Raw genomic sequence first — 12,069 nt, 5'->3', positions numbered from 1 at the left:
TGACTTCGACTGTTGAACTACGCCCACCGCCTCACGCCTCACGCGTCACGCGTCACGCGTTTCGCGTTTCGCGTCTCGCGTCTCGCGACTCCCGTTTCGCGTCACGCGTCACCCATCTCCCGTCTCCCGTCTCGCGCCGAGGCTCAGTCGGGTGTTTGTTCTCCAGGTACAAAGATGAAGCTGTGAGCATAGAGGGCTGCCTCGATGTTGAGCCGATTCGAACTCAACTCCATGCCGAGCATCGCCTCCGCCATTTCCACCCGGTACCGGATCGAGTTCTTGTGCATCGTCATGGCAGCGGCCGTGGCCGTGTAGCTGCGGTCGTGTCGCAGGAATGTCAGCAGGGTCGAACGGTGGCGAGCATTGGCCTCGGAGTCCTCCGCCAGTGGGCCGAGCACGGAGCGCACCCAGCTGCGGGCCCCCTCGACATCATTGGCCAGCAGTGAGACCAGAGCCATCCCAGGCTCATCGTGCGAGCTCAGCGCCGCAGGAGTTCGTCCGGCCAGGCACACGTTCTGGACTCGCATGACTTCATGGTGAGAGAGTCGGAATCCCGCCGCTCCCGTGTGAGCGGAGCCGAGGGCCAGGTGCACGAATTCGGTGGCATTCAGACGATCACCGAGGGACTCCTCGTACTCCCAGCCCTCGGGTACCGAGATCCACCCCCAAGCGGTGTCCTGGTCGCGACTGATGATCAGACTGGATCGTGGGGAGCCCATCGCTGCGGCCGCGGCGTTGATGGCGGAGGTGAATCTGCCCAGGCCATCGACGGTGTCCGGTGCAGAATGGTGGGTCCAGGCGATGACCGCCACATGACGGGCGGCGAGGTTGTATCCCAACGTCGCCGCGGCCGCCGTGGCGTCGATGTGCCCGCCCTCGATGATGCCTCTGACCTGGGATTCGCGGGCGGTGGTGCGATTGGCCAACCAGGCGTCACGTTCCTGCTGGTAGAGGAGGGCGACCTTCTCCGACATCCAATCGATGTATTCCGACACCTCGTCGACCAGACGCTGGAACACTGCCGGGACCAGATCGACCGAGAGTTCGGCATCCTCGGCGATGTAGTCGTAGGCGGCCTGCAGCAATCGCTGCTGCCCCAGGCGGTAGGCCCTGACCAGCGCATTCACGGAGATACCGCGCTGTGCCAGCCGTCTGGCGTATTCGTAGGCCGCGACCGGTGGTTCGAGGTTGTCTGAGGCGATTCCATGCCGGATCGCATGGAAGATGGTCTCGATATTTCCTTCGATGCTCGCACTGAGCAGGTCAAGGAGCGTGGGTTCCTCGCCGAGCTCTGTGATCCGCGTGGCCAGATAGTCGTTCACGGTCCGAGTCAGCTCTGGTACGCGCGGACTCAGCTCGGCGGAGATCCGGGCGAGGTGCTCCATCACCTCGGCGGTGTCATGTGTGGGATCGTGCCCGTCATCGGACGTCCCTGAAGGAGAGGGGGCCATAGGGACAGATTAGCGCGACCTGAACTTCGTGGTGAGAACATCTGAGGCGGTTCCGGGGTCCTTTTGTACCCTTGACCGAACATTGGGAAGTGCTTTGACGTGCGCGTCCAGTGTGCTGACCTTGATGCTTGGATACGATCGGACTATGCAGATCTCGAATACCGCCTCCGCGTCGACCAGGAGCTATACGCCGACCCGCGACGATGCAGAAGCCCGCGCTGATGGCCCGGCAGGTGTCGACGATCTGTCATGCGCCGAGCAGAGGGTCGCCGAGGCGGCTGTGGCCTCAGCCTTCCCCGTGGCCGGTGTGGTCGGACTCCCTGCCGATCGCGCTCTGTTCGATCCCAACGGGCCGTGCCTGAGTTGGCCCGGTGGCAGCTTCGACAACTCCGAATTCGCATCCGCTGTGGCTGCGACCGCACACGCAATGAGAACCAAGTTCAGGGTCGGTCACGGCTCTGTGGTCGGTGTGCTTCTGCGCAACGTCCCCGAGGTCATCACGACGATGTTCGCGACCTGGTCCCTTGGTGCGGCGCTGACCCCGATCAACCCTGCCCTGACCGACGACGAGGTGAGCTTCCAGCTCGACGACTCCGGTGCCGTGGTGCTCATCGGCGACTCCCGCGCCGGGATGATCGCTGACGTCCGCGGGCTCGGTTTCCTCTCCGTCGACGAGGACTGCTTCCGCGGAGGCGCCGAACCCATCCGTGATCTCGATATCCGCGGCGAAGACGCATCACTCATCATCTACACCTCGGGTACGACAGGCAGGCCGAAGGGCTGCGTACTCGACCAATTCAACATCTCGTCCATGGTGTGGTCGATCCTCAGCGGGATCGACTTCGGCCAGGACGCTCGCAGCCTCCTCGTACTCCCTCTCTTCCACTGCAACGGACTCCTCGCCGGCACAGTGGCACCGCTGATGTTCGGCGGCAGCGTCCACGTGCTGCCGAAGTTCGATCCGAGAACCTTCTGGGATGCCGTCGAAGAAGAGCGCCCCACCTACTTCTCTGCGGTGCCGACGATCTACTCGGTCCTTGAGGCCACAACCCAGCGCAGCGTCGATACCTCTTCCCTCCGGTACGTCATCTGCGGTGCGGCTCCGATGTCGGTCGACGCGATCACCCGTTTCGAATCGAAGTTCGACGTGACCATCCTCGAAGGCTACGGTCTCTCGGAATGCTCGGTCGCGGCGACCCTCAACCGCAACGACGGCACCCACCGCCCGGGGACCGTGGGCACAGCCTTGCCGGGAATCACCGTGGCGGCCAAGGACCCGGAGGGACGATTCATGGACGTCGGCGAGGCCGGGGAGGTTGTCATCTCCGGGCAGACCGTCATGAAGAGCTATCTCGGTCGCTCCGGGGCGACAGCCGAGACGCTCAGGGACGGATGGCTGCACACCGGGGACATCGGATACCTCGACGAGGAGGGGTACCTCACCCTCGTCGACCGAATCAAGGACATGATCATCCGCGGCGGAGAGAACATCTACCCCAAGGAGATCGAGGACGCGCTCCTGGGCCACCCGCAGGTCACCGAGGCGGCTGTCGTCGGCAGCCCGGATGACAAGTACGGAGAGATTCCCATCGCCCATGTGGCACTGCGCACCGACGCGAAGACCACGGGCGAAGAGCTCCAGGAGTTCCTCGAGACCAAGCTTGCTCGGTTCAAGGTTCCTGCCGCGATCCACATCGTCGCCAGCCTGCCGAAGAACTCGGTCGGCAAGATCCACAAGGGTGACCTGCGCGAGAAGTGAGGGCGTGAGGTAACGACGCCGAACTGCGTCTGCGGCGGGCTTGAGGGCTATGAGGCGTCGCTCACGAACTGTCCGAAATGTCGGACGAATTTCGCTGATCCCGGTTCAGTGGTGAGCCTGCGCGGTCCATACTGAGAGTGAACTACTCTCGATCGCGAAGGACACTCCCTTGCAGCTCATCACCGGGATCAGCGAATTGGTCGTCAACGACCTCGACAGCCTCGGCGCCCTGGACGTCATCGACGATGCCGCCGTGCTCATCGATGACGGTCGGATCCTGTGGTCAGGCCCGTCCGCTCAGGCGGACAGCGCAGTCAAGGATCACCTCGGCGATCGGAGCACCTCTTCGTCGCTGGACGACGATGACATCGAAAACGGCACCCTCACCTCGGCGAGCGGGGGAGTGGAGCTGGAGACGATCGACGTGGGCGGCAAGGCCGTCCTCCCCGGCTTCGTCGACAGCCACAATCACCTCATCTTCGCCGGTGACCGGTCCGAGGAATTCGCCGCGCGCATGGCCGGCCAGAAGTACTCGGCCGGAGGCATCGCGACAACCGTCGCCGCGACCCGTGCCGCCGGCGAGGAGGAGCTCGAGGCCAACCTCGTCCACCTCATGAGTCAGGCTACCCGGCAGGGCACGACGACCTTCGAGGTCAAGTCCGGCTACGGGCTCACGCTCGAGGACGAACTGCGGGCGCTGAGGATCATCAACCGGCACACGCCCGAATCGACTCTCATCGCCGCACACGTGGTGCCACCGGAGTTCAAAGAGAACCCTCAAGGCTATGTCGACCTCGTCGTCGATGAGATCATCCCGGCCGCGACCGGTCAGGCCAAGTGGATCGACGTGTTCTGCGAAAAAGGTGCCTTCACCGAAGACCAGACACGTCGGATCATCGAGGCCGGCAAGGCCGTGGGCATGAAGCCGCGACTGCACGCCAACCAGCTCACCGAGGGGGGAGCGCTCAGACTCGGCGCGGAACTCGGCTGCGTCTCCGTCGACCACGCCACCTTCGCCTCGGACGAGGACCTCGCGGCCCTCGCGAAATCCGGCACCGTCGTCACGCTGCTGCCGAGCATCGAATTCTCCACCCGCCAGCCCTACCCAGACGCCCGTCGATACGTCGAGGCTGGCGTGAGCCTGGCGATCGCCACGGACTGCAACCCGGGATCGGGATTCTCCAACAGCATCCCCTTCACGATCGCCATCGGGGTTCGCGATATGCACTTCACCGTCGAACAGGCTGTCTGGGCCGTCACCGCCGGTGGAGCCAACGCCCTGCAGCGCACCGACGTCGGGCACCTCGGCGCCGGAGCCCGGGCCGACCTGATCATCCTCGACGCCCCCAGCTACCGCCACCTGGCCTACCGGCCCGGAGTCCAACTCGTCGAACGCGTCTACTCCGGTGGCGAACTCGTCGCCGACAACCGCCCGCAGGTCTGAACCGCCCGCAGGTCTGAACCACTCCACAGGTCTGAACCACACATAACACGTACGTATAACTCACTCAACCGAAAGGTCCCAGATGTCAGTCTTCATCGATCTCGATCCCGATACCCTCACATTCGCCCAGGTCGTCGACGTCGCCCGCCACGATGCGAAGGTGGCCCTGAGCGAGACCACCCTGGCCCGCGTGAACAAATACCGCGAAGCCATCGACGCGCTCGCCCAGGCTGAGAAGCCCGTCTACGGAGTCTCCACCGGCTTCGGTGCCCTGGCCCAGCGCCACATCCCCGCCGAACTGCGCACCCAGCTGCAGAAATCACTCATCCGCTCCCACGCGGCAGGCGTCGGCGAACCCGTCGAACGCGAGGTCGTGCGCGCACTCATGCTCCTTCGTGCCCGCACCCTGGCCACCGGCCGAGCAGGGGTGCGCGCCGAGGTGCTCCAGACCTACGTCGACCTCCTCAACGCCGGCATCACCCCGGTCGTCCACGAATACGGATCGCTGGGCTGCTCCGGTGACCTCGCGCCGCTCTCTGCCTGTGCGCTCGTCGTTATGGGTGAAGGCGTGGCCGCCGGACCAGACGGGGTCGCCGGACCCGCCGACGAAGTGCTGGCGAAGGCCGGAATCACGCCCGTGACCCTCGCCGAGAAGGAAGGCCTGGCACTCGTCAACGGCACCGACGGCATGCTCGGCATGCTCATCATGGCCCTGACCGACCTGGAGAACCTGCTCACTGCCGTCGACGTCTCCGCGGCTATGAGCATCGAGGGACTCTTCGGCACCGACGCCGTCTTCGCCCCCGAACTCCACTACGCCCTGCGCCCGCACGACGGCCAGTCCGCGGCAGCCGCGAACATGCTGACCTCGCTGAAGGACTCGGGCATCACCGCCAGCCACCGCGACTCGACCCACCTCGTTCAGGACGCCTACTCGATGCGCTGCGCCCCGCAGGTCAACGGTTCCGCCCGCGATGCTGTGGCCTTCGCGACTCAGGTCGCCGAGCGTGAACTGCGTGCGGCCATCGACAACCCCGTCGTGCTCACCAACGGCATGGTCTCCTCCAACGGCAACTTCCACGGCGCACCCCTGGCCCACGCCCTCGACTTCCTCGCCATCGTCTCCGCCGACGTGGCCTCCATGTCCGAACGCCGCACCGACCGGATGATGGATGTCACCCGCAACCAGGATCTGACCCCGTTCCTCGCCGACGATGCCGGCGTCGACTCGGGACTGATGATCGCCCACTACACGCAGGCCGCAATGGTCTCCGAGGCCAAGCGCAACGCCAGCCCCGCCTCGGTCGACTCGATCCCGTCCTCGGCCATGCAGGAAGATCACGTATCGATGGGCTGGTCGGCTGCCCGCAAGCTGCGCAAGGTCGTCGACAATCTCGCCAGCGTCGTCGGCATCGAGTTCTACGCCGCCGCCCGTGCCTGCGATATGCGCGAAGCCGCACCGGCACCGGTCACCGGAGCCGTGATCTCCGCGATCCGTGAGACTGTGCCCGGCCCCGGCCCGGACCGCTTCCTGTCCCCGGAGCTGGCCGAGACGATCGCCAAGGTCAAGGACGGCTCCCTGGTGGCCGCTGCCGAGTCGGTCTCACCGCTGCGCCACACCGTCACCTCGGCTGCTGGAACCTGGCTGCCCGAAGGCGGGTCACCGGCGGTCAACGACCCCGAGTTCACCGCCCTGGGCAACCTCGACGCGGCCGCCGCAGCCTCCGGCACGGATGCGGCAACGACCCATCAGGACGAATCCGGCACCAACGGTTCGGGCGAGGCGAACTGAGATGAGCGACGTCGTCTCCCTCCTGGCCCAGATCGAGGACACGGGCCGTGACACCCGCGGTCCCGGCTACCAGCGGCCCGGGTTCTCCTCGACCGAGCGTGAACTGCGCGAATGGTTCCTCGCCGAGGCGGCCCGCCGTGGCCTCGACACCGAGATCGATGACAATGGCATCACCTGGGCGTGGGCGACCGCGCCCGGTGACAACGCCGTCGTCACCGGCTCTCACCTCGACTCCGTCCCCGGTGGCGGAGCGTTTGACGGCCCCCTCGGCGTCGCCTCGGCGCTGGCGGCCTTCGACGAACTCAAGGCATCGGGAGCACTCGAGCGCGCTCAGCGGCCGCTCGCGCTCGCCGTCTTCCCCGAGGAAGAGGGTTCACGCTTCGGCGTCGCCTGCCTCGGATCGCGCCTCATCACCGGCGCCATCGAGGCCGACCGGGCACTGGGTCTCACCGACGCCAATGGTGACACCTTCGCCGACGTTGCCCGCGGATACGGGCTCGACCCGAACCGCGTCGGTACCGACAAAGCCCGGCTGGAGAAGGTCGGATCCTTCATCGAACTCCACGTCGAGCAGGGTATCGGTCTCATCAACACCGACCAGGCAGTGGCGATCGGCTCCTCGATCATCGGCCACGGCCGCTGGCACTTCGCGTTCTCCGGCCAGGGCAACCACGCCGGCACCACCCCGATGAGCCACCGCGCCGATCCTGTCGTCGCGGCCTCCCGCGTGATCGGCGATATTCCGACCCTAGCGGCCGCCACTGACGCGAGTGCCGTAGCCACGGTCGGCCGTACCCTCATCCACCCGGGCGGGACGAACGTCATTGCCTCGGGCATGAGCTTTTGGCTCGACATCCGTCACGCCGATGACGCTGTCGTCAAGCAGGTGCTCGAAGCGATCTCGAAGCGCGCGCAGGACCACGCCGGTGACACCGGGGTTCAGGTGAGCATCTCGCAGGAGTCCTACTCACCGACGACCTACTTCACCGCCGAACTCAACTCCAGACTGACCTCTGTGCTGCCGAACGCACCGCTGCTGCCCTCGGGCGCCGGACACGATGCGGGCATCCTCGCCCCGCACGTGCCCTCGGCGATGCTCTACGTGCGCAACCCGACCGGAGTCTCCCACGCACCCGAAGAGGCCTGCGAAGTCGATGACCAGCGGGCCGGTGTCGATGCGCTGGTGAAGGTCCTCGAAGGCGAACTCGGAGCAAGCAGCTTCGGTGCAAGCAGCCTCGGGGCGAGCAGCGGAGGTCCACAGTGAGCACGCGTTTCTGGTGCGAAACCGCCTGGGTCAACGGTCAGGTCGCCACCGGCGTCCTGCTCACCGCCGATGAGACAGGCACCCTGACCTCAGTCGAGACCGGAATCGACACCCCACCCACCATCGCCGAGGTGGTCCCCGGGTTCACCCTGCCCGGTGGAGTCAACGCCCACTCCCACGCCTTCCACCGCATCCTGCGGGGGCGCACCCACGGTGACGGCGGGACCTTCTGGACCTGGCGCGAAGTCATGTACTCCGTGGCCGCGAAGCTGAGCCCGGAGAACTACGAAACCGTGGCTCGTGCGGTCTTCGCGGAGATGCTCACCGGCGGCTACACCTCGGTGGGGGAGTTCCACTACGTCCACCACGAACCCGACGGGACACCGTACGGTGCCGAAAGTCAGGACGAACGTCCCCGCGGGGACGTTTCGGCGCACGACGAACCCCGCACTCACGCGATGGAACGAGCGCTGGCACGAGCGGCCGCCTCGGCGGGACTGCGCATCCGACTCCTCGACACCTGCTATCTCACCGGCGGCATCGACACCGATCTTTCGGCCGAGCAGGCCCGCTTCGGCGACGGGACCATCGACGGATACATGGACCGCCACGTGGCGCTGTCCGAGTCTTTCGCCACCGAGTTCCCGGTCGGATCTCCTGGTGAGAGCTTCGTTTACGTGGGATCGGCCATCCACTCGATCCGCGCCGTCCCGGCCGCGAACCTGCCCCGGTTCGCCGAACTCGAGGGACCGGTCCACGTCCATCTGTCCGAGCAGCCGGCGGAGAACGAAGCCTGCCAAGCCGCGTACGGCACGACACCCACGCAGGTCCTTGCACGTTCCGGTGTGGTCGCGTCGAATCTTTCGGCTGTCCATGCCACCCACCTCAGCGATGAGGACATCGCGACCCTGGGCAGGGCAGAAGCCAAGATCGTCATGTGCCCGTGCACCGAGGCCGACCTGGCCGACGGCATCGGCCCGGCCCGCGAACTCGCCGACGCTGGGGCCACCATCTCGATCGGCTCCGATCAGCACGTCGTCCTCGACGCCCTGCGCGAGACCCAGGGCCTGGAAGCCGGGGAACGACTGCGCTCAGGCCAGCGGGGCCGATTCTCGCCTGCCGAGCTCATCACCTCGCTGACGACGGGTGGGGCGCGCAGCCTCGACCTGCCCGTCGGCGAACTGGCCGTGGGCACGGCATGTGACTTCATTGCAGTGGCCACCGACAGCATGCGCACCTTCGGTTCGGTGGGAGAACAGATCATCCTCTCGGCCACCTCGGCGGATGTGACGATGACCGTCAGCGGCGCCCAAGTTCGGGTCCGCGACGGTGTGCACACCGAACTCGGCGAAATCTCTGAACTGTACCGGGCTGCGTTCGCGGCCCTCGGGATGGAGGACTGAACCGTGGCTGAGGTCCCGGCACTGCGGCGGTCGATCGCGATTCTCAGGCACCTTGCCTCATCGAATCGGCCGATCACCGCCGGTGCACTGGTGCGGGCGCTGGAGATCCCCCGCTCGAGTGCCTACGAGCTGCTCACCGTGCTCGAAGAATTGGGGCTCGTCGTTCGCACCGAATCGGGTTACGCACTGGGTGCTGGCGTGCACGAACTGGGCAGCTCCTATCTGCGCACGAACCCTCTGCAGCGTTTGGCGCAGCCCATCGTGCGGCAGCTTGCCGAGGAGACGTCGGCGACGACTCAGCTGGCCGTCATCCGCGGTTGGGAGACCGTGTATGTCCTCAAGGAGCAGTCTCTGAAATCGGTCGCGGTCATCACCGCCACCGGTGTGCGCATGCCCAGCTACCTGACGGCGACTGGGCGGGCGATACTCGCGCATCTGCCCAAGTCAGAGGTGCTGGCGATGTTCCAATCCGAGTCCGGATTCGTCACCCGCACCGGTCAGGGCCCGACCACGGTCAAGGCGCTCAACGCGATCCTGGCACAGGATCGGCGAGCCGGGTGGGCAATCGAGCATGGTGAGGTCACCCCCGGGATTTCGACGATCGCCGCTCCCGTTTACGATGTCCTCTCCCGTCCGATCGCCGCAATCGGACTCTCTCTGGCCGGGGAAGCGCTGACCGAGGACACCGACACCGAGCCACTCGTGGACAAGGTCCTCGCGGCCGCCGCCGAGGTGACCGCCAAGCTGCGGTGAGGAGCGCGGCGCTGAAGTGATTCCTCAGTGCAACAGGCGCCCGCCGTCACGATGACCGCAATATCCAATACTCATAACTAGCCACTTCAATTTTTATGGCTGAGGCCCGTTTCTCATAAAAGTGACCGCAGCGCATTATGAGTTCAACCGCCGCAGAGGTGAAGCCTCGATTCAAAGTAAGGCTCAGAGCCCCAGCACCCGCCTTTCGCGGGCGACTTCCTCGACGATTTGATGGTCGCTGCGCAGTTCCTTGATCAAGGCGATACCGAGGATGATGACGATGACGGTGAACGGCACTGCTGAGAGCATCGCCGCCTGTTGCAGTGCCTGCAGTCCGCCGACGAGGAGCAGCACGATCGCGCAGGCGCCGGTGAGGAACCCCCAGGTGGCGATCACCGGCCGGCGAGGTTCGAACGATCCCCGTGAGGACAGCGAGCTGAGCACGAAGGTGTTCGAGTCGGCGGAGGACACGAAGAACAGAGTCACCATGACTATCGTGAAGACCGATGCCAGGAGGGAGAGTGGGAGCTGATCGAGCAGGCTGAAGAAGGCCGTGTCGAGGTTGGATGCCGTCGCCTCGCCGATCTTGGCACCGTCCATGTCGAGCTTGATCGCGGAGCCGCCCATGATGGTGAACCAGACGAAGAAGACTGCGCTGGGGACGAGGAGGACGCCGGCGACGAATTCGCGGATCGTGCGGCCCTTTGAGATCTTGGCCAGGAAGATTCCGACGAATGCGCTCCAGGACAGCCACCAGGCCATCATGAAGTAGGTCCACGACTGCATCCATTCGCTGTCCGCGGCACTCGACGGGGTCATGAAGCTCAGTTCCAGGAAGTTCCCCGCGAAGGAGCCGACCGAACGCACGAACAGGTTCGCCACGAAGCCGCTGGGCCCGGTGATGAAGACGAAGAGTCCGAGGACGGTCGCCATGGTCAACGTGATCTGCGAGATGTATCTGATGCCGCGGCTGACGCCTGAGAACGCCGAGGTGGTGAATAGCAGTGTGAGCACACCGATGACCGCGATCTGGAGGACGATGGTCGCGTCGATGCCGAAGACGGTGTTGAGGCCTTCACCGATCTGTGAGGCGCCGAGGCCCAGCGAGGTTGTCGTGCCGAACAGGGTGGCGATGATGGTGAGGATGTCGATGAACTTGCCGATCCACCCGTCGACGAACCGGCCGAGCACCGGACGCAGCATGGTCGAAACCAGGGCAGGGCGTCCCTTCCTGTGTGTCGAGTAGCCGATAGCGAGTCCGAAGACGCCGAAGATGGCCCAGGCCTGGAACCCCCAGTCGAGATAGGAGAACTGCATGGCCCGGATCGCGGCATTCATGGTCTCCGGCTCGGCCAGGCCATGAGGCGGTGTCATGAAATGCGACATCGGTTCGGCCACACCGTAGCTGACTAGTCCGATGCCCATGACTGCGGCGAGGATCATCGACAGCCATGTGAGCGTCGAGTACTCCGGACGGGAGTCCGCTGATCCGAGGCGGATGCGTCCGAAGCGGCTCGCGGCGAACCACACCAGCATGGCGATCGCGGCGAAGGGCACTACGAGGTAGATCCAGCCGAAGCTCGACGACACTGCGGTCATCGCCGTGGTCATGATGTCGCCGAGACTGTCGGGCGAGACTGTGGCCCAGATGACGAAGACGATGACGAAGGCCACCGACCAGAAGAACACGGTGCCGACCGGGCTGCGCGAATCGGAGTCTGCCTCCCGTGCTGCTTCTGCTTTGTCTGCGGCGATCTTTTCAGAGGCAGTGGTGCTCGCCGCGGGGTCAGGCTCCGAGTCGGCTTCAGGCCCGGGGTCAGGCTCCGGTTCAGGTACGTGGTTGTCCAGCATCGTCATCGTGGTCTCCAAGCTCGAGTCCGCCTCGGCGGCGGGCAGGAGTCTTCATCAGGGGGCGGTGGGGGTAGTGCGCAACGGCAAGAAACAGGCTCCGCGAACTGGGGTGTTCGTGGAGCCTTGTAGGTGACGAGTGTATTCGCTTCAGCGTGGAATGTCCGCCTTGTTTCGGCACCTTGATGAAGAGTGTGACGTTTCTCGCGTGGTCTGACAGCCCTCAAATTTCGAGCCTGAGCAGGTCGCGTGCCTTTCCTCAGCGGCATCGGTCTGCAAGTCCTCCTCGACGCAGAGCAACGGTCGGTAAGTCCTGGTCGATCCAGGCGCCTGGATCGACCAGGACTTACCGACC

The 12,069-nt window shown here is 65.2% G+C and carries 8 protein-coding genes; 6 read left to right on the top strand and 2 right to left on the bottom strand.

Annotated elements, in window-relative coordinates; all coding sequences use genetic code 11:
• Nucleotides 1-143: 143 nt before the first annotated feature.
• Entirely contained in the window at nt 144-1,451 is a 1,308-nt protein-coding gene (locus JFC13_RS11030) for a PucR family transcriptional regulator (RefSeq protein ID WP_198397132.1), read from the bottom strand.
• Nucleotides 1,452-1,596: 145 nt separating this feature from the next.
• On the opposite strand from JFC13_RS11030, the gene JFC13_RS11025 reads away from it, so the two are divergent.
• The 6 genes from JFC13_RS11025 to JFC13_RS11000 all read left to right on the top strand — a co-directional run bounded on the left by JFC13_RS11025 (nt 1,597) and on the right by JFC13_RS11000 (nt 9,866).
• Complete coding sequence (locus tag JFC13_RS11025; protein WP_198397131.1) at nt 1,597-3,210, top strand: class I adenylate-forming enzyme family protein; 1,614 nt, start codon at nt 1,597-1,599, stop codon at nt 3,208-3,210.
• 169 nt (nt 3,211-3,379) lie between these two features.
• Entirely contained in the window at nt 3,380-4,654 is a 1,275-nt protein-coding gene (gene hutI, locus JFC13_RS11020; RefSeq protein ID WP_198397130.1) for an imidazolonepropionase, read from the top strand.
• 82 nt (nt 4,655-4,736) lie between these two features.
• The gene (gene hutH, locus JFC13_RS11015) at nt 4,737-6,446 is read left to right on the top strand and encodes a histidine ammonia-lyase (RefSeq protein WP_198397129.1); all 1,710 of its coding nucleotides are present in this window, start codon (nt 4,737-4,739) and stop codon (nt 6,444-6,446) included.
• A gap of 1 nt (nt 6,447) precedes the next feature.
• Nucleotides 6,448-7,710, top strand: coding sequence for an allantoate amidohydrolase (locus tag JFC13_RS11010; RefSeq protein ID WP_198397128.1), 1,263 nt, complete (start codon nt 6,448-6,450; stop codon nt 7,708-7,710).
• On the top strand, nt 7,707-9,113 hold the full coding sequence (locus JFC13_RS11005; RefSeq protein WP_198397127.1) for a formimidoylglutamate deiminase: 1,407 nt from the start codon (nt 7,707-7,709) through the stop codon (nt 9,111-9,113). Before JFC13_RS11010 ends, JFC13_RS11005 begins: the two co-directional genes overlap by 4 nt.
• A 3-nt stretch (nt 9,114-9,116) precedes the next feature.
• Nucleotides 9,117-9,866: an IclR family transcriptional regulator gene (locus JFC13_RS11000; RefSeq protein ID WP_198397126.1), complete on the top strand. Its 750-nt coding sequence runs from the start codon at nt 9,117-9,119 to the stop codon at nt 9,864-9,866.
• Nucleotides 9,867-10,049: 183 nt separating this feature from the next.
• On the opposite strand, the gene JFC13_RS10995 is transcribed toward JFC13_RS11000, so the two are convergent.
• Nucleotides 10,050-11,723, bottom strand: coding sequence for a BCCT family transporter (locus JFC13_RS10995; RefSeq protein ID WP_198397125.1), 1,674 nt, complete (start codon nt 11,721-11,723; stop codon nt 10,050-10,052).
• Nucleotides 11,724-12,069: the final 346 nt, after the last annotated feature.

It is taken from the genome of Brevibacterium antiquum (assembly GCF_016107655.1).
GTDB lineage: Bacteria > Actinomycetota > Actinomycetes > Actinomycetales > Brevibacteriaceae > Brevibacterium > Brevibacterium antiquum.
This window is presented reverse-complemented; position numbering and strand designations above follow the sequence as displayed.